At 66.6% G+C, this 21,407-nt stretch carries 2 protein-coding genes (1 of these 2 only partly in view); both read left to right on the top strand.

Going from position 1 to position 21,407, the window contains the following annotated elements:
- Window positions 1-10,062: the end of a non-ribosomal peptide synthase/polyketide synthase gene (locus ABOC32_RS18275; protein WP_426808275.1), read on the top strand. It extends 12,309 nt beyond the left edge of the window; the window shows 10,062 of its 22,371 coding nt (coding positions 12,310-22,371); its start codon lies beyond the left edge, outside the window; it ends in the stop codon at window positions 10,060-10,062.
- On the top strand, window positions 10,059-21,407 hold the full coding sequence (locus ABOC32_RS18270) for an amino acid adenylation domain-containing protein (protein ID WP_426808274.1): 11,349 nt from the start codon (window positions 10,059-10,061) through the stop codon (window positions 21,405-21,407). The genes ABOC32_RS18275 and ABOC32_RS18270 overlap by 4 nt, the downstream gene beginning before the upstream one ends.

Raw genomic sequence — 21,407 nt, 5'->3', positions numbered from 1 at the left:
CTCGAGTACCTGGGGCGCAACGATGACCAGGTCAAGCTGCGCGGCCTGCGCATCGAACTGGGCGAGATCCAGGCCGGCCTGACGGCCCTTGTCGGCATCAACGAAGCCGTGGTCGTCGCCAGGGACCAGCGCCTGGTCGCCTACTACACCGGCGAGCAGCAACCGGTCGAAACCCTGCGCACGGCCTTGCTGACGCACCTGCCGGAATTCATGGTGCCGGCGCTGTTCATGCACCTCGACGCGCTGCCGCTGAGCCCCAACGGCAAGCTCGACCGCAAGGCACTGCCAGCGCCCGAGGCAATCGAGGAGCGCCCCTTCGAGGCCCCCGAAGGCGAAACCGAAAACCTGCTGGCAGCCTTGTGGAGCGAATTGCTGGGCGTCGAGCAGGTAGGGCGCCACGACAACTTCTTCGAACTGGGCGGCCATTCGCTGCTGGCGGTGACCCTCACTTCGCGCCTGCGCGAACAGGGCCTGCAGGCCGACATCCGCGTGCTGTTCGGCCAGCCGACCCTGGCTGCACTGGCCGCAGCAGTAGGTGGTGAAACCCAGGTGGTTGTGCCGGCCAACCGCATTGAACCCGGCTGTACACGTATCACGCCGGCCATGCTGCCACTGGCCGATCTTTCGCAAGCAGCCATCGACACACTGGTGGCGCATATGCCCGGTGGCACAGCGAATATCCAGGACATCTATGGCCTGGCCCCGCTGCAACAAGGCATCCTCTACCACCACTTGGCCAGCGAGGGCGCCGATCCCTACGTGTTGCAGGCGCGATTCATCTTCCCCGGTCAGGCCGAACTGGACGCATTTGCCGCAGCCCTCGACCAGGTCATCGCCCGGCACGACATCCTGCGCACCAGCATCCACTGGCAAACCCTGGATGAGCCCGTGCAGGTGGTGTGGCGCAAAACCCCGTCTGTGGCTGCCTTGCGCTGCGACGAAGCCCTTGCAACCCTCGACCTCAACCAGGCCCCGTTGATTCGCCTGATACCCACCGAGGTGGACGGACGCCTGCAAGCCACCTTGCTGATCCACCACATCATCCTCGACCATGCCGCCGTCGAGCAGTTGGTGGCCGAGGTCAGCGCCGTCCTGCAGGGCCAGCCCTTGCCCGAGGCCAGCGTGCCTTACCGCAACTACGTGGCCCAGGCCCGGCTGGGTGGCGACCCTGAGGCCGACGAAGCCCTGTTCCGTGAACTGCTGGGCGACATCGACGAACCCACCACCGTTTTTGGCCTGCAGGATACCCAAGGCGACGTCAGCCACGTGCTCGACAGCCGGCATGCCCTGGATAACGGCTTGTCTGGCCGCCTGCGTGAGCAGGCACGGCTACTGGGCGTGAGTGTCGCCAGCCTGGTGCACCAGGCCTGGGCGCAGGTACTGGCCCAGCTGTCCGGGCGCGAAGAAGTGGTGTTCGGCACGGTGCTGCTCGGTCGCCTGCAAGGCGGCGAGGGTGCCGAACGGGCACTGGGGATGTTCATCAACACGCTGCCGCTGCGTGTCAGCGTGGGGGCGGCAGGTGCCGCCGATGGCGTGCGCCTGACCCACCAGCGCCTGGGCCGCCTGCTGGCCCACGAGCAATCCTCACTGGCCCTGGCCCAGCGCTGCAGCGGTGTGCCGGCTTCGCAGCCACTGTTCACCAGCCTGCTCAACTTCCGCCACAGCTCAACGGGCAAGGCTGAGCTGCGCCAGGCCTGGCGGGGCATCGAGCAGGTGGCTGCCCACGAACGCAGCAACTACCCGCTGGTGGTCAATGTCGACGATCTGGGTGATGGCTTTGTCCTGACGGTACAGGCTGTAGCGCAGGTTGACGGTGGCCAGGTAGGCCGTTTGCTCGGCAGTGCCCTGGAGCAGCTGGCCGAGGCACTGGCGCGAGCGCCGGCCACGCCACTGCGCGCGGTCAGCCACCTGACAAGCAGCGAGTGGGCGCTGGTGTTGCAAGGCTTCAACGCTACCCGTCGCGACTACCCCAGTGAACATGCGCTTCACAAGGTGTTCGATGCGCATGCCGCCCTGACGCCGGATGCACCGGCAGTGCTGCATGGCCAACGGCAATGGACTTACCGGCAGCTGGAACACTATGCCAACCGCCTGGCGCACCACTTGCTGAGCCTGGGCGTGAACCCGGGTGACCGTGTTGCGCTGCTGCTGCCGCGCAGTTTCGAGCTGCTGGCTGCACAGTTGGCGGTCAGCAAATGCGCAGCCGTTTACGTGCCACTGGACAACAACGCGCCTGCCGACCGCCAGGCCTTCATGATCGAGGACAGCGGTGCCCGGGTACTGCTGACCCTCGCCAGTGAAGCGCAAGTAGGCCAGGCCCTGCGGGTCGAACTTGACTGCTGCGCGCTGGGCGATTGCCCGACGCATTCCCCGGGCCTGGTGGTAAACGCCGAGAGCGCGGCCTACATCATGTACACCTCGGGCTCCACCGGCACCCCAAAAGGCGTGCAAGTACCTCACCGGGCCATCGTGCGCCTGGTGATCAACAACGGCTTTGCCGAATTCACCCGCCAGGACCGGGTTGCCTTCGCCTCCAACCCGGCGTTCGACGCCAGTACCCTGGAGGTCTGGGCACCGTTGCTCAACGGCGCCAGCGTGGTGGTCATCGACCAGCTACAGGTACTGTCACGCGAGGCATTGCGTGACGTGCTGCTGGCACAGGGCGTAAGCGTGCTGTGGCTGACTGCGGGGCTGTTCCATCAATTTGCCGAAGCCCTGATGCCGGCCTTTGCCAGGCTGCGCTACCTGATGGTGGGCGGTGACGTGCTGGACCCGGCGGTCATCGCCCGTGTGCTGCGCGAAGGCGCGCCAGCGCACTTGCTCAATGGCTATGGCCCGACCGAAGCCACCACTTTCAGCACCACCCATGAAATTGTCACCGTGGACAAGGGCAGCATCCCGATCGGCAAGCCCATCGGCAATGGCCGCTGCTACGTGCTCGATGCCCGCCAGCAACCGTTGCCGGTGGGGGCCGTGGGTGAACTGTACATCGGTGGTGATGGTGTGGCCCTGGGGTATCTTGGCCAGCCCGAACTGACGGCCGAGCGCTTCCTCGACGACCCGTTCAGCCACCAGCCAGGGGCACGCATGTACCGCAGCGGGGACCTGGCCAGCTGGCAAGCCGACGGCACGCTGCTTTACCTTGGGCGCGCCGACCACCAGGTCAAGCTGCGCGGCTTCCGTATCGAACTGGGGGAAATCGAAGCCCGCCTGGCGCAGTGTGCCGGCATTCGTGATGCAGCCGTGGTACTGCGTGAAGATACCCCGGGCGACAAGCGCCTGGTGGCGTACTTCACGGCGCACGCCGTGGCACCGGCACTTGCCGGGTTGCATACGCAACTGCAAGGCCAGCTGCCGGACTACATGCTGCCGGCCGCTTACGTGTGCCTGGCCGAATTGCCCTTGACCGCCAACGGCAAGCTCGACCGCCGCGCACTGCCGCAACCGGGCAGCGACGCTGTGATCAGCCGCGCCTTCGAGGCACCACAGGGCGAAACAGAAACGGCACTGGCAGCGATCTGGGCCGACGTGCTCAAGGTCGAGCAGGTGGGGCGCCATGATCACTTCTTCGAACTGGGTGGCCATTCGTTGCTGGCCGTGACCCTGGTCGAACGCATGCGCAAAGCCGGCCTCGGTGCCGATGTGCGCGTGCTGTTTGCCCAGCCGACCCTGGCTGCCCTGGCCGCAGCAGTGGGCAGCAGCCGCGAGGTGCGGGTGCCTGCCAATGCCGTACCTGCAGATGCCCGCTTCATTACCCCTCAGATGCTGAGCCTGATCGACCTGGACCAGGCCAGCATCGACCGTATCGTCGCCAGCGTTCCGGGTGGTGCCGCCAACGTGCAGGAAATCTACCCGCTGGCGCCACTGCAGGAAGGCATTCTTTACCACCACCTGAGCGCCGAACAGGGTGACCCGTACTTGCTGCAGTCGCGCCTGGCATTCGACAGCCTGGCAGACTTGCAGCGCTGGGCCGGCGCCTTGCAGCAGGTTATTGATCGGCACGACATTCTGCGCACCGCGGTGGTCAGCGAGGGCCTCGAACAGGCGGTGCAAGTGGTGTGGCGTGAAGCGCGGATGGCCGTGACGGCGATTGGCGGGCTTGGCGACGAGCGGGTGCTCGATGCCTTGCAGGAACGTCACGACGCCCGCCACCAGCGCCTGGACCTGAGCTGCGCGCCGTTACTGCGGCTTGTGCATGCCGATGACCCGGCCAACCAGCGGGTGGTGGCGATTCTGCAGTTCCACCACCTGGCCCTGGACCACACCGCCATGGAAGTGATCGCCGGTGAAATGCAGGCGCTGCTGGCGGGGCAGGGCGAACGCCTGCCAGTACCTGTACCGTACCGCACCTACGTCGCCCAGGCCCGTCTGGCGGCTGATGATGCCGGGCATGAGGCGTTCTTCCGTGGCATGCTGGGCGACCTGGACGAACCCACGCTGCCGTTCGGCCTGGCCGACGTGCAAGGTGAAGGCCACGCCATCGAGGAAGCCAGCCTGGCCGTGGATACCGAGCTGGCCGGCCGCCTGCGTGAACAGGCGCGGCGCCTGGGTGTCAGCGCCGCGAGCCTGGCGCACCTGGCCTGGGCACGGGTACTGGGTGTGCTGGCCAACCGCACCGACGTGGTGTTCGGTACGGTACTGATGGGCCGCCTGCAAGGCGGCGACGGGGCCGACCGGGCGCTGGGGGTGTTCATCAACACCTTGCCCTTGCGCATCGACCTGTGCGCGCCGGTGCAGCAGGCAGTGCGTGTGACCCATCAACGGCTGTCGGCGCTGCTGGCACACGAACATGCTTCGCTGGCATTGGCCCAACGCTGCAGTGGCGTGGCGGCTTCCTCCCCGCTGTTCAGCGCCTTGTTCAATTACCGCCATAGCAGCGCCGGGCGAAATGATTCGGTGGCCGGCGCGCATGGCGTGCGCCTGCTTGGCGGGGAAGAGCGCAGCAACTACCCGCTGACCCTGAGCGTCGACGACCTGGGCGAGGGCTTTGGCTTGAGTGTCCTGGCCCAGCAGGGTGTCGGGGCAGAACGGGTAGCCCGCTGGATGCACCAGGCGCTCGGCGAGCTCGCCCGGGCGCTGGAACTGGCGACGGATGTGCCGGTGGCCACGCTGCCGATCCTGGACGAGGCTGCACGCCGGCAATTGCTGGAAACCTTCAATGCCACCCAGCGCGACTACCCGACCGGGCACACCGTGCACGCCCTGTTCGAAACCCAGGCGGCCCGCACCCCGCAGGCTGCGGCCCTGGTGCAAGATGGCCGGGTGCTGAGCTATGGCGAACTGAACCGTAGCGCCAACCGGCTGGCCCACTACCTGATTGCGCGCGGCGTGCAAGCCGGCGACCGCGTCGGGCTGTGCCTGCCGCGCAACCTGGAGCGCCTGGTCGGCCTGCTGGCAGTGCTCAAGGCCGGTGCAGCCTATGTACCGATCGACCCCGCTTACCCCGCTGATCGTATTGCCTACCTGCTGGCCGACAGCGCCCCGGTGCTGGTGCTGGTGGACGCGTCTACCCGGGCGCTGGTTGGCGATATGCCCCCGGTTGCGCTGGACCGTGACGCCTGGCAAGGCGAGGCGGATGGCAACCCGCTGGTGGCCGGGCTGGACCATCGACAGTTGGCCTACGTGATCTACACCTCCGGTTCGACCGGCCAGCCCAAGGGGGTGATGGTCGAGCACGCCACCCTGGCCAACCTGGTGCACTGGCACTGCGAGGCCTTCGCCTTGCACGCTGGCAGCCATACCAGCACGGTGGCCGGGTTCGGCTTCGACGCCATGGCCTGGGAGGTCTGGCCTGCGCTCTGTGCAGGGGCAGTGCTGCACCTGCCACCGGTACAGGTTGGCGCTGAACACGTTGATGAATTGCTGGACTGGTGGCTTGAACAACCGCTGGCGGTCAGCTTCCTGCCGACACCGGTGGCCGAGCAGGCGCTGCGCCGTGATCGCCAGCACCCGACCTTGCGCACGTTGCTGGTGGGGGGAGACCGCCTGCGCCAGTTCGAGCATGAGCCCGGTTTTGCCCTGGTCAACAATTACGGCCCCACCGAAACGACGGTGGTGGCCAGCTCCGGGCAGCTGACACCTGGCGGCCGGCTGCACATCGGCAAGCCGATCGCCAACACCCGGCTCTACGTGCTCGACGACCAGCGTCAGCCGGTACCGGTTGGCGCAGTAGGTGAGTTGTACATAGGCGGTGCCGGGGTTGCCCGGGGTTACCTGAAACGTGAACACCTGACCACAGAACGCTTTGTGGCCGACCCGTTCTGCACCGAAGCCAATGCGCGGATGTACCGCAGTGGGGACCTGGTGCGCTGGAATGCCGATGGCACTCTGGATTACCTGGGGCGCAACGATGATCAGGTGAAGATCCGCGGCGTGCGGGTGGAACTGGGTGAAATCGAAAGTGTGCTGGCGGCCCAGCCTGGCATTGCCGGTGCCGTGGTACTGGTGCGCGGCGAACGCCTGTTGGCGTGGTTCACCGAAACCACGCCGGTGGCCCCCGACACCTTGCGCCAAGCCTTGCAGGCGAGCTTGCCGGCGCACCTGGTACCGTTGGCCTTTGTCCGTCTGGACGCCTGGCCGCTGACCAGCCACGGCAAACTCGACCGCAAGGCCTTGCCCGAGCCGGCCCCGTCATTGCTTGCCAGGCAAGCCTACGTGGCACCACAAGGTGAGGTTGAAACCGCGTTGGCGGCGGTGTGGGCCGACATGCTGCAGGTCGAGCGGGTGGGCAGGCACGACAACTTCTTCGAACTCGGCGGGCATTCGCTACTGGCCGTCAACCTGACCGCACGCCTGCGCCGGCAAGGGTTGCAGGTGGATGTACGTACCCTGTTCGGCCAACCGAGCATTGCCGCCCTGGCCGCCACGATGGGCCAGCGCCACGAGGTACAGGTACCGGATAACCTGATTCCGGCCGGCTGCACCCATATCACGCCGGCCATGCTACCGCTGGTGGCCATGGAGCAGCCTGCGATTGACCGTATCGTGGCCCAGGTGCCGGGTGGTGCGCCCAACGTGCAGGATATCTACCCGTTGGCGCCCCTGCAGGAAGGTATCCTTTATCACCACTTGAGCGCAGCCGGGCACGACCCGTACGTCCTGCAATCGCGCTTCGCCTTCGCCAGCCGCGCGCACCTCGACAATTTCGCCGCTGCGCTGGACAAGGTCATCGGCCGCCATGACGTGCTGCGCACTGCCATCTTCTGGGAAGGCCTGCCCCAGCCCGTCCAGGTGGTGTTGCGCAACGCCAGCCTGTCGCTGTCCCCCGCAGACGCAGCCACCCCGGCTCTGGACCTGAGCCAGGCGCCACTGATCCGCCTGCTCTACACCGACTCGGATGGCCTGATCGAAGCCACCCTGCAATTCCATCACATCGTCCTCGACCACACCGCCATGGAAGTGGTTGCCGAAGAGCTGATCGGTTATCTGCAAGGTCACGCCGAGCCGGGCCATGCCCCGGTGCCATACCGCAACTACGTGGCCCAGGCCCGCCTGGGCATCAGCCAGGCCGAGCACGAGGCGTTCTTCCGTGAACAACTGGCCGATATCGATGAGCCGACCCTGCCGTTCGGCCTGAGCGACGTTCAAGGCGATGGCCGTGACATCGAAGAGGCACAGCTGTGGCTGGATGCGGGCCTGGCCGGGCGCCTGCGTTTGCAGGCGCGTCAACTGGGCATCAGTGTCGCCAGCCTGTTCCACCTGGCCTGGGCGCGCCTGCTGGGTGCTGCCAGCGGCCAGCAGCGCGTGGTGTTCGGCACCGTGTTGCTGGGGCGCCTTGCAGGCGGCGAGGGGGCCGAGCGGGCGTTGGGCATGTTCATCAACACCCTGCCACTGCGCATCGATCTTGCTGATATCAGCGTGTGCGACGCCGCCCATGCCACGCACCAGCGCCTCAGTGCACTGCTGGCCCACGAGCATGCCTCGCTGGCACTGGCCCAGCGCTGTAGCGGTGTGGCCGCGCCGTCGCCTTTGTTCAGTGCCATGCTCAACTACCGCCACAGCACCCAGGTCACGGCCAGCCAGAAGCAGGCGACCGCAGGGATGGAAACCCTCGAAAGCCAGGAACGCAGCAACTACCCGCTGGGCCTGAACGTGGATGACCTGGGTGCAGGGTTCCGGCTGGTGGCCATGACACCGGCCGAGATCGGTGCGGCGCGCATCTGCGGGCAGATGAACCAGGTGCTGCAGGCCATGGTCGAGGCCCTGGAGCACACACCAACCCTGGCGGTGCAACATTTGCCGGTACTGGAGCCTATGGAACGCCAGCAGGTGCTGGCGGGCTTCAATGACACAGCGGCGGCTTACAACCTGGCGCAGACGCTGCACGGCATGATCGAGGCGCAGGTTGCGCGCACCCCGGATGCCCTGGCAGTGCGAGCCGAAGAGGGCGAACTGAGTTACCGGCAGCTCAACGAACAGGCCAACCGTTTGGCGCATCACCTGATTGCTCTGGGGGTAAAACCCGACGACCGGGTGGCGATCTGCGTCGAACGCGGGCTTTCGATGGTGGTGGGGCTGCTGGCCATCCTCAAGGCCGGGGGTGCCTATGTGCCCGTCGACCCGGATTACCCGGCCGAGCGAGTGCGCCACATGCTCAGCGACAGCGCGCCGGTGGCGGTGCTGGTGCATGCGGCCACCCGGCATGTGCCGGACACCGGGCTGCTGATCGACCTGGATGCGCCGAGCTGGAGCGGCTTGCCAGCGAGCAACCCGGTGGTTGCAGCGCTGACCCCGCAGCACCTGGCCTACGTGATCTACACCTCGGGTTCGACCGGGTTGCCCAAGGGTGTGATGAACGAGCACGCCGGGGTGGTCAACCGCCTGCTGTGGATGCAGGACGCCTACGGCCTGCACGCCGACGACGTGGTCTTGCAGAAGACGCCGTTCAGCTTCGACGTTTCGGTGTGGGAGTTCCTCTGGCCCTTGCAGACCGGCGCACGCCTGGTCATGGCCCGGCCGGGCGGGCACCGCGACCCCGAATACCTGCGTGAGGTCATTGCCCGCGAAGGCGTCACCACCTTGCATTTCGTGCCCTCGATGCTGGATGTATTCCTCTCTTCAGCCGCAAACACAGCAGCAGTGCATGCCCCGGACGCTGCACCTTTCCCTCAATTGGCCCGTGTGCTGTGCAGTGGCGAGGCGCTGCCAGGCAGCCTGGTACGGCGCTTCCACGCACAGTTGCCAACGGTAGAACTGCACAACCTGTACGGCCCGACCGAAGCCGCGGTGGACGTCAGCGCCTGGCACTGCGTGAGCGCCCCCGACAACACGCCCATCGGCAAGCCCATCGCCAATACCACGCTCTATGTACTCGACGAGCAACGCCAGCCCGTCCCCCAAGGCGTTGCCGGCGAGCTGTATATCGGCGGTGTCCAGGTGGCCCGCGGTTACCTGGGCCGCGCCGAGCTGACCGCCGAACGCTTCATCGACGACCCGTTCAGCACCCGCCCGGGCGCACGCCTGTACCGCACCGGCGACCTGGCGCGGCACCTGCCAGACGGCCACCTCGAGTACCTGGGGCGCAACGATGACCAGGTCAAGCTGCGCGGCCTGCGCATCGAACTGGGCGAGATCCAGGCCGGCCTGACGGCCCTTGTCGGCATCAACGAAGCCGTGGTCGTCGCCAGGGACCAGCGCCTGGTCGCCTACTACACCGGCCAGCAGCAACCGGTCGAAACCCTGCGCACGGCCTTGCTGACGCACCTGCCGGAATTCATGGTGCCGGCGCTGTTCATGCACCTCGACGCGCTGCCGCTGAGCCCCAACGGCAAGCTCGACCGCAAGGCACTGCCAGCGCCCGAGGCAATCGAGGAGCGCCCCTTCGAGGCCCCCGAAGGCGAAACCGAAAACCTGCTGGCAGCCTTGTGGAGCGAATTGCTGGGCGTCGAGCGGGTAGGGCGCCACGACAACTTCTTCGAACTGGGCGGCCATTCGCTGCTGGCGGTTACCCTCACTTCGCGCCTGCGGGAGCAAGGCCTGGAGGCCGACGTGCGTGCCCTGTTCGAGCAACCCACCCTGGCCGGCTATGCAGCCATCACAGACAGAATGGAGATCGTCCTGTGAGCATCAACCAACTACTGGCAACACTGACCGCCCACAATGTGCAGCTGGAACTCAAGGATGGCCAACTGGTAGTGCAGGGCAACCGCCAGGCACTCACCGACAGCGCTCTGGTGGCGCAGTTGCGTGCGCACAAGCCTGCGCTGGTGAGCATGATCGAACGCGGCGAGTACAGGGCGGTAAAACAGGGCGCGGTGCAGGTGCCGGGCAACCTCATACCCGCGGGCTGCACGCACATCACCGCGCAGATGCTCAACCTGGTGACGCTCGACCAGGCCACCCTGGACCTTATCGTCGCCGACATCCCGGGCGGGGCAGCCAATGTGCAGGACATTTACCCGCTGGCGCCCTTGCAGCAAGGCATGCTGTTCCACCACGCCAGTGCCACCGAAAGCGACCCTTACGTGATGCAGGCGCGTTTCAAATTCGCCAGCGAGGCTCGCCTGCTGGCTTTCGCAGACGCGCTGCGCGGCGTGATCGCCCGGCACGATATCCTGCGGACCTCGGTGCACTGGCAAGGGCTGGAAACACCGCTGCAGGTGGTAAGGCGTGAAGCCGAGCTACCGGTGCTTACGCTGCCTGCCGATGCCCCGGGGCGCAACTGGCTCGACCTGACCAAGGCCCCGCTGATTCGCCTGCTGCGCGAAGCGCCAGGGGCCGACGGCACGCTTGGCGCCACCTTGCAGTTTCACCACATTGCCATGGACCACAGCGCGCTGGACGTGGTGCGCCAGGAGTTGATTGCTTTTCTGGCCGGCGAACACGCGCGCCTGGGCACACCGGTACCGTTTCGCAACTACGTGGCACAAGCCGTGCTGGGTATCAGCCAGGCCCAGCACGAGGCGTTCTTTCGCGACATGCTGGGTGACATCGACGAAGCAACCCTGGCCTACGGGCTTCAGGACGTTCAGGGTAATGGCGAGGTGCACACCGAGCACCAGGTGGACCTGCCACTGGCGCTGTGCCAGGGCCTGCGCGCCCAGGCGCGCACCCTTGGGGTGAGTGTCGCCAGCCTTTTCCACCTGGCATGGGGCCGGGTACTGGGCGGCCTGACCGGGCGCGAGCAGGTGGTGTTCGGCACCGTGCTGATGGGTCGTTTGCTGGGCGCCGAAGCGACCGACCGGGCGCTGGGGATCTTCATCAACACGCTGCCGCTACGGGTGGACCTGGACGGTGCCGATCTGGGCAGCGCCATTCGCGCCACTCACCAGCGGCTGAGCGCCCTGATGCGCCATGAACATGCCCCCCTGGCACTGGCCCAGCGTTGCAGTGGCGTGGCCGCGCCGGCGCCACTGTTCAATGCCTTGCTCAACTATCGTCACAGCGCACAGGGCGGCAATGCCGAACCCCGGCGCGCGGCGTTGGCCGGCATCGACGTTGTAGAGTCGACCGAGGCGACCAATTATCCGCTGACCCTGAGCGTGGATGACCTGGGCGAGGCATTTCGCCTGACCCTGCTGGCCAATGCCCAGGTGCCGGTCCAGCGCGTTTGCGCCTACCTGCAACAGACGCTGGAAAGCCTGCTGCAGGCGCCGCATGTGGCAGTGCAAGCGCTGCAGATGCTGCCGGCCGCGGAGCGCGAGGAGCTGCTGGAGGCCTTCAACGACTGCACCGCCCACTACGAACAGCAGCTCACCCTGCATCAACGCATCGAGCAGCGGGCAGCCATGTGCCCCGAGGCGATTGCCGCCACCAGCGGTGGCGCGCAGCTTACCTATGCCGAGCTCAACCAGCGTGCCAATGCCTTGGCGCATCACTTGATAGGCCTGGGCGTACGCCCCGACGACCGGGTCGCGGTGTTGGCCCGCCGCGGCCTGGAAACACTGGTGGGCTTGCTGGCTGTGCTCAAGGCCGGCGCTGGCTACGTGCCTGTGGACCCGGCGCACCCGGACGAACGCGTTCGCTACCTGCTCGAGGACAGCGGCCCGGTGGTGGTGCTGACACAACAGGCGTTGCGTGATCGCCTGGGCCAGCTGGCCGTGCCGTTGCTGTTGCTGGACCAGCCGAACTGGCCGGCGGACGGGAACAACCCGGTGGTGCCGGGGCTCGCCGCGAACCACCTGGCCTATGTGATCTACACCTCCGGCTCGACCGGCCAGCCCAAGGGCGTCATGGTCGAGCACCGGGCCGTCAACAACCTGGTGGACTGGCACTGCCGCGCGTTCGACCTGTGCCAGGGCCGACACACCTCAAGCCTGGCCGGCTTTGGTTTCGATGCCATGGCCTGGGAAGTATGGCCAGCGTTATGCGCCGGAGCCACGCTGCACCTGGCGCCTTCGGCCGAGGGCAACGACGACCTCGACGCCATGCTTGCCTGGTGGCAAGCGCAGCCGCTGGACGTGAGCTTCCTGCCCACGCCGGTGGCTGAATATGCCTTCAACCACCAGCTGGAGCATTCCACCCTGCGCACGCTGCTGATCGGTGGCGACCGTTTGCGCCAGTTCAACCGTACCCAGCGCTTTGCCGTGGTCAACAACTACGGGCCCACCGAAACCACTGTTGTGGCCAGCTCCGGTGCCCTGGATGCGGGTGCTGTGCTGCATATCGGCAGGCCGGTGGACAACGTGCGGTTGTATGTGCTCGATTCCCGTTTGCAACCGGTGCCGCTGGGCGTACCGGGTGAGCTGTACATTGGCGGCGCCGGGGTAGCCCGTGGCTACCTGAACCGCCCCCAGTTGACTGCCGAGCGCTTTCTCGACGACCCGTTCGTGGGCGCCGGGGGCGGGCGCATGTACCGCACTGGCGACCTGGTGCGCTGGCTGGCGGACGGCACCCTGGACTACCTGGGCCGCAACGATGACCAGGTGAAGATCCGGGGCGTGCGCATCGAACTGGGCGAAATCGAGAGCCGCCTGGCGGCCTTGGCCGGCATCGACGAAGCCGTGGTGATTGCGCGCGAGGACCAGCCTGGGCAGCCTCGCCTGGTCGCCTACTTCACGGCCACAGCCGCCGTGCAGCCGCTCACCCCACAAGGGCTGCGCGCCCAGATGCAGGCCCAACTGCCGGAATACATGGTACCGGTGGCGTTCGTCGAGCTGTCAGACCTGCCGCTGACCGCCAATGGCAAGCTTGACCGCAGGGCGCTGCCGCGGCCCGAACGTGCGGCGCTGTTCGAACACGCTTTTGAAGCACCCGAGGGCGAGCTGGAACACGCCTTGGCGCAGCTCTGGGCGGAGTTGCTGCACGTGGAGCGGGTAGGGCGGCGTGATCATTTCTTCAGCCTGGGAGGCCATTCGCTGCTGGCCATGCGCATGGTGTCGCAGGTGCGCGTGCGCCTGGGCGTGGAGCTCAGCCTGGCTGCGCTGTTCGCCAACCCGGAGCTCGCCGCCGTGGCACAGGTGCTGGCCAATGCCGGGCGCAGCGAGCTGCCGGCCATCATGCCCGTGGCACCCGGCCAAGCGCTGCCAATGTCGTTCGCCCAGCAGCGGCTGTGGTTTCTGGCGCAGATGGAGGGCGGCAGCCAGGCCTACAACATACCCCTGGCCCTGGGGCTGCGCGGGCCACTGGATGTCGAAGCACTGGAAGGCGCACTGCTGGCCATGCTGGAGCGCCACCAGACCTTGCGCAGCCGCTTCATCGCCCGGGGTGACAGCGCCGAGGTGGTGATTGCCGCTACCCCGGGTGCGGGCTGGTTCCAGTGCGAAGACCTGAGTGTCGATGCCCTGCCAGGCCGCCTGCGCGAGGTGGCGGCGGCGCCATTCGACCTTGCCCATGGGCCACTGCTGCGGGCACACCTGCTGCGCCTGGGCGCACAGCACCATGTGCTGGCCCTGACCGTGCACCACATCGTTGCCGACGGCTGGTCGCTGGGTGTGCTCACCCATGAACTGAGCGCCCTGTACAGCGCGAAGCTGACAGGTGCCTGCGACTCGCTACCCGCCATGGGCATCCAGTATGGCGACTACGCGGTGTGGCAGCGGCGCTGGCTTGCCGGTGAGCAGTTGCAACGCCAAGCCGCCTACTGGCGCCAGGCGCTGGAGGGTGCACCGGACCTGCTCAAGCTACCTGGCGATCGACCCCGCCCCGAGCGCCAGGACTTTGCCGGTGCAAGCCTGGCACTGCAACTTGAACCGCGCCTGAGCGCTGCGCTGCGAACTTTGGCCCAGCGCCACGGGATAACCCTGTACATGACCGTGCTCGGGGCCTGGGCTGTCTTGCTGGCACGCCTGGCCGGGCAGCCCGAAGTGGTCATCGGCTGCCCGGTAGCCGGCCGGGGCCGCGCCGAACTGGAACCCTTGGCAGGGTTGTTCGTCAACACCTTGGCCCTGCGTATCGACACCCGTGTCGCGCCCACTGCACAGGCTTTGCTGGAGCAGGTGCGCGACCGCGTACTGGACGCCCAGGCACACCAGGACCTGCCTTTCGAACAGGTGGTGGAAATCGTCCGGCCGGCGCGCAGCCTTGGCCATACGCCGCTGTTCCAGGCCACCGTGAACTGGCAGGCGACCGAAGGTGCAGTACTGAACCTGCAAGGGCTGCAACTGGAAGCCGTGGCGCAGGCTGACGCAGTGGCCAAGTTCGACCTCACGCTCAACCTGGGCGAGCGGGGCGACACCTTGGCGGGCAGCCTCGACTACGCGACAGCGCTGTTCGACAAGGCGACCATGCAGCGTTACCTGGGGTACTTCGAGCGGCTGCTGTGGGCCATGGCCGATGATGACCAACAGGTGCTTGCGCAGGTGGCCCTGCTGGGCACGGAAGAACGCCAGACCTTGCTCGCCACCTTCAATGCGACCGCTTACGAGTACCCGCGTGACACACCCGTCCAGCGCCTGTTCGAACAGCGCGTCGCCCGCCATCCGCTTTCCCTCGCCGCCGTGCATGGCGAGCAGGCCCTGAGCTATGGCGAACTGAACGAGCGGGCCAACCGCCTGGCCCATTACCTGATCGCCAGAGGGGTGCAGCCGGGGGCCAGCGTGGCGATCCTGCTGCCACGTTCGCTGGCACTGCTGGTAGCGCAGCTGGCCGTATTGAAAGCTGCTGCCGTCTACGTGCCGCTGGACATTCATGCCCCAGCCGAGCGCCAGGCCTTCATGGTCCAGGACTGCCAGGCGGCCTGGCTGTTGACCTTTGCCGATATCGCGGCTGACGTGCAGGTTCAGCGCGTCGAACTCGACTGCCTGGCGCTCGACCTTCAACCCGGGCACAACCCTGGTTTGCAACAGGATGCCGGCAGCGCCGCCTACGTGATGTACACCTCCGGCACCACCGGCCAGCCCAAGGGGGTGTGCGTGCCGCACCGGGGTATTGCGCGGCTGGTGCTGAACAATGGTTTTGCCGAACTGCTCGACACCGACCGGGTGGGTTTTGTATCCAACCCGGCATTCGACGCCAGCACGCTGGAAGTCTGGGGCGCACTGCTCAATGGTGGCCAGGTGCGCGTGGTCGACCACGCCACGCTGATCGACCCGTGCCAGTTCGCCCGTGCGGTGGTGGAGCAGGGGCTCAGCGTGCTGTTCCTGACCACTGCGCTATTCAACCAGTATGTACAACTGATCCCCGAAGCCCTGGCCAGGCTACGGCTGCTGATAAGTGGCGGTGAGCGGGCCGAACCCGCCGCTTTCCGTGCCTTGCTGCAACAGGCACCGACCCTGCGTTTGCTCAATGGCTACGGGCCGACGGAAACCACCACGTTTGCCGTTACCTGCGAGGTGCGCGAGCTGGCAGAAGACGCGGCACAGGTACCCATCGGGCGCCCGATCGGCAACACCCAGGCCTACGTCCTGGATGCCTGGCAGCAACTGGTGCCGCAGGGCGTTACCGGCGAGCTGTACATCGGTGGCGATGGCGTGGCCCTGGGCTACCTGCACCGCCCCGAGCTTACCGCGCAGCGGTTCATCGACGACCCGTTCAGCCAACAGCCAGGTGCCCGCCTGTACCGCACCGGGGACCTGGCGCGCTGGCGCGCCGACGGCCAGCTGGAATGCCTGGGGCGCAATGACGACCAGGTGAAGATCCGAGGCTTTCGTATCGAACTGGGTGAGGTCGAGCAGCAGCTGGCACAGGCCCCGGGTATCGGCGAGGTGGTGGTGATGGCCATCGCCGATGAACAAGGGCCGTTGCGGTTGGTGGCCTGGTGTACGCGCAAGGTGGCGACGCTGGATGCGCTGCAACTGCGCAGTTACTTGCAAGGGCGTTTACCGGAGTACATGGTGCCCTCGGCCTTTGTCATGCTTGAGCGGATGCCGCTGAACAACAACGGCAAGGTCGATCGCCAGGCCTTGCCAGCGCCTGGGCCGCAGGACTACGCGGTGGCGGCATTCGAGGCCCCCGAAGGCGAGCGGGAGCAGGCCTTGGCAGCGTTGTGGGAGGAGCTGCTGGAGGTACAGCCCATCGGGCGCAACGATCGCTTCTTCGAACTGGGCGGCCATTCGTTGCTGGCCATGCGCATGCTGGCGCAGGTCCGTCAGCGCCTTGGCTGCGGGTTGGCATTGGCCGACCTGTTTGCCGACGACACACTGGCCGCCGTCACCGCCTGCCTGGAGCGCAATGGCCAGGTGCTGCCAGCCATCACGCCCATGCCGCGCGAAGGCATGTTGCCGCTGTCGTTCGCCCAGCAGCGCCTGTGGTTCCTTGCCCAGTTACAGGACGCCAGTGCGGCGTATCACATCCCGGTCGCCTTGCGCCTTGAAGGCAAGCTCGACCGCGCTGCGCTGGAGCGGGCCGTGCGGCGCCTGATCGAGCGGCACGAAAGCCTGCGTTGCCACTTTGCCGAGCGCGACGGTGAGCCGCATGTGAGGCTGGCAAGTGACAGCCTGAGCTTCACACTGGGGTGGCAAGATTGCCTGGGGCTGGACGAACCGGCACTGCAAGTGCTACTGCGCGAGGAATCCGCCCGGCCCTTCGAACTGAGCCGGGAACTGCCCATACGCGGGCGGGTGTTGTGCCTGGCGCAGCACCGGCATGTGTTGTTGCTGACCCTGCACCACCTGGTTGCCGATGGCTGGTCCTTGGGTGTGCTGGTCCGTGAGCTTGGTGAACTTTATCGGGCCTTCAGCGGCGGCCATGATGACCCGTTACCGGCCTTGCCGGTGCAGTACGTCGACTATGCCTTGTGGCAACGTCGCTGGCTGAGCGGGGATGCATTGCAACAGCAGGCCGATTACTGGGCCGCGCAACTGAACGGGGCCCCGGCGCTGATCAGCCTGCCTTGGGACCGGCCACGGCCCGAGCGACAGCAGTATGCCGGCGACAGTGTCGAACTGAGCCTGGACCCGCGCTTGAGCCGCGAACTCAAGTCACTGTGCGGGCGCCATGGCGTCACGCCGTTCATGCTGTTCACGGCGGCCTGGGCCGTGCTGCTGAGCCGCCTGGCAGGGCAGGACGAGGTGGTGATCGGCACGCCAGTCGCCAACCGCCAGCAAGCGGAAGTGGACGGGCTGATCGGCATGTTCGTCAACGCCTTGGCGCTGCGCGTGGATGTTTCCGGCGCGCCGGATGTGGCCACGCTGCTGGCCCGGGTCAAGGCCGTGGTGCTGGCCGGTCAGGCCCACCAGGACCTGCCGTTCGAGCAGGTGGTCGAGTTGCTGCGGCCACGGCGCAGCCTGGCGCACACGCCTGTGTATCAGGTGACGCTGGACTGGGATGCCAACCCTGGGCGCCAGGCGCTGCAGTTGGCGGACCTTGAGGTGACAGCGGTGGGCGGGCAGGCCAGCATCGCCAAGTTCGACCTGAGCCTGAGCCTGGGTGAGCGCGCCGACGGATTTGCTGGCGGTATCGTGTACGCCATCGCCTTGTTCGAACGAGCGACCATCGAACGTTTTGCCGGTTACTTCGAACAGTTGCTGTGGGCCTTCGCAGCGGGTGACCGGGCAATTCCGGCGCATGCCGGGTTGCCGGGTGCGGATGAGCGCAAGCGCTTGCTGCTTGAGTTCAACGACACAGCAGCGGCTTACGACCTGGCGCAGACGCTGCACGGCATGATCGAGGCGCAGGTTGCATGCACCCCGGATGCCCTGGCAGTGCGAGCCGAAGAGGGCGAACTGAGTTACCGGCAGCTCAACGAACAGGCCAACCGTTTGGCGCATCACCTGATTGCTCTGGGGGTAAAACCCGACGACCGGGTGGCGATCTGCGTCGAACGCGGGCTTTCGATGGTGGTGGGGCTGCTGGCCATCCTCAAGGCCGGGGGTGCCTATGTGCCCGTCGACCCGGATTACCCGGCCGAGCGAGTGCGCCACATGCTCAGCGACAGCGCGCCGGTGGCGGTGCTGGTGCATGCGGCCACCCGGCATGTGCCGGACACCGGGCTGCTGATCGACCTGGATGCGCCGAGCTGGAGCGGCTTGCCAGCGAGCAACCCGGTGGTTGCAGCGCTGACCCCGCAGCACCTGGCCTACGTGATCTACACCTCGGGTTCGACCGGGTTGCCCAAGGGTGTGATGAACGAGCACGCCGGGGTGGTCAACCGCCTGCTGTGGATGCAGGACGCCTACGGCCTGCACGCCGACGACGTGGTCTTGCAGAAGACGCCGTTCAGCTTCGACGTTTCGGTGTGGGAGTTCCTCTGGCCCTTGCAGACCGGCGCACGCCTGGTCATGGCCCGGCCGGGCGGGCACCGCGACCCCGAATACCTGCGTGAGGTCATTGCCCGCGAAGGCGTCACCACCTTGCATTTCGTGCCCTCGATGCTGGATGTATTCCTCTCTTCAGCCGCAAACACAGCAGCAGTGCATGCCCCGGACGCTGCACCTTTCCCTCAATTGGCCCGTGTGCTGTGCAGTGGCGAGGCGCTGCCAGGCAGCCTGGTACGGCGCTTCCACGCACAGTTGCCAACGGTAGAACTGCACAACCTGTACGGCCCGACCGAAGCCGCGGTGGACGTCAGCGCCTGGCACTGCGTGAGCGCCCCCGACAACACCCCCATCGGCAAACCCATCGCCAACACCACGCTCTATGTGCTCGACGAGCAACGCCAGCCCGTCCCGCAGGGCGTTGCCGGCGAGCTGTACATCGGCGGTGTCCAGGTGGCCCGCGGTTACCTGAACCGCGCCGAGCTGACCGCCGAACGCTTCATCGACGACCCGTTCAGCACCCGCCCGGGCGCACACCTGTACCGCACCGGCGACCTGGCGCGGCACCTGGTGGACGGTAATATCGAATACCTGGGCCGCAACGATGACCAGGTCAAGCTCCACGGCCTGCGTATCGAACTGGGTGAGATCCAGGCTTGCCTCACCAGCATCGAAGGGATAAAGGAAGCAGTGGTGATTGCGCGGGAGCAGCAACTGCTGGCCTTCTACACCGGCCAGCCGCATGCGCTGGAGGCCTTGCGGACGGCGTTGCTCGCCCGGTTGCCGGCGTTCATGGTGCCGGCACTGTTCATGCACCTGGATGTGCTGCCGCTGAGCCCCAATGGCAAGCTCGACCGCAAGGCACTACCCGCGCCCGATACCACCCAGGGCCGTGCATACCAAGCCCCGGAAGGCGAAACCGAGCGCTTGCTGGCCACTGTCTGGGCGCAACTGCTGGATGTGCAGCAGGTAGGGCGCCACGACAACTTCTTCGAACTCGGCGGCCATTCGCTGGCAGCCATTCGCCTGGTCGACAGCCTCAACAAGGCAGGCTTGCGGGCAGCCATCAATGATGTGTTCCAGCACCCCAGCGTGGCGTTGCTGGCGGCAAGGCTTCACGACACTGCAACCACCCCGCAAGGGGTCATCACGCTGCGCCCGGGCGGTGCACAGACGCCGCTGTTCCTGGTGCACGAGTTTACCGGGCTGGACTTCTACTTCCCGGTACTGGGCCAGCAACTGGGCGGCGACTTCGCCCTCTACGGCTTGCCCGGCGTGCCTGCCGGGCAGCCACAACCCCGTACGCTGGAATGCCTGGCCCGTTACCAGATCGGGCAGATGCGCACTGTGCAGCCGCAGGGGCCATACCGCCTGGCGGGCTGGTCGTTTGGCGGCGTGCTGGCCTTCGAGATGGCCAGCCAGTTGCTGGGGATGGACGAAACTGTGGAATTCCTCGGCCTGATCGATAGCTACGTGCCGCGCCTGGCGGACCAGGGCAAGGCACGTTGGTCGGGCCCGCAGGCGCTGGAACGGCAACTGCTGCTGAACTGCAGCACGTTCTGGCGCACACAGGGGGCGGCCGCTGCCGAAAAACTCGCGCACTTGCAGCGCCTGGAAGCGGAGCAGGGCGATTTCGGCAGCTTGCTGGCAAGCTGCCGCGAACACGCGCTCTTGTATGGCTTGTGGGCGAGCATGAGCGACGCACAATTGCTGCATTACTTCACCCGTGAACTTGCCCACGGCCATGCCCTGGCGCACTACCGCCTTGCACCACTGAGCCTGCCGGTGCACCTGTTCCGTGCCGAGCAAGGCAGCGAAAGCCTGCCAACCCTGGGCTGGCGCGAGGCGCTTCCTACGCAGCCACTGTTGATCGTTGAAGTGCCGGGTGACCACCGCAGCCTGATGCAGGCGCCCCATGTGACGGCCGTCGGGCAGGCGCTGACCCTGGCACTTGCCAAGTGCCCGGTTGCAGCTGCGCCGAGCTACGCGTCACCCGTTGCCATCCAGGCCGGGCAACCGGGGCATGCACCGCTGTTCTGCGTACCTGGGGCCGGCGATAGCGTGACCAGTTTCATTGGCCTGGCAGAAGCGCTGGGACCGGACTGGCCGTTGTACGGGTTGCAGCCGCGTGGCCTGGACGCAGGCGCGGTGCCGCACAGTTCGGTGGAAGCCGCCGCTGACTGCCACGTACAGGCCATCGAAGCGCGTTACCCGGAAGGGCCGCTGAACCTGGTGGGGCATTCGTTCGGTGGCTGGGTGGCGCATGCCATTGCCGCCAGGCTGGAGGCCAAGGGGCGGCCGGTGCGTTCATTGACCCTGATTGACAGCGAGGCGCCAAACGCGGAGGGGGCCTGCGGCCAACCGTACACCTTCGGCGAAGCCTTGCAGCGCCTGATCGATGCCTTGCAGTTGTCTACCGGCAAAGCCCTGGGTATCGACCCGGCTGCGTTCGCCCTGGCCACCGATGACGAGCAGATGCAACAGGTGCATGCAGGCATGGTACGTAACGGGCTGTTGCCTGCACGCTCCACTCCACGCGTGCTGGATGGCACCGTGCGTACGTTTGCCACGGCACTGCGCACGGTTTATCGGCCAGCGTTGGCCTACACCGGGCCGGTCGGGTTGGTGTTGGTGGATGACCCGGGTCTGGATGCGTTGGGTAATGCCCGTGAGCACGCAGCAATGCGCGAGGGGTGGCTGCAACTGATGCCGCAGTTGGCGCAGTGGCAGGGGCCGGGTGACCACTTCAGCATCCTGAAAGTGCCGGATGTGTTCAGCCTCGCGGCCTGGTGGCACGAAGGGCAGGCACTGCAGCACAGCAAGGTTACCCAGTAG

It is taken from the genome of Pseudomonas sp. WOUb67, assembly GCF_050058005.1.
GTDB classification, from domain to species: Bacteria; Pseudomonadota; Gammaproteobacteria; order Pseudomonadales; family Pseudomonadaceae; genus Aquipseudomonas; species Aquipseudomonas putida_R.
Note: the sequence above shows the minus strand (reverse complement) of the source record. Positions and strands in the feature narration are given on the sequence as shown.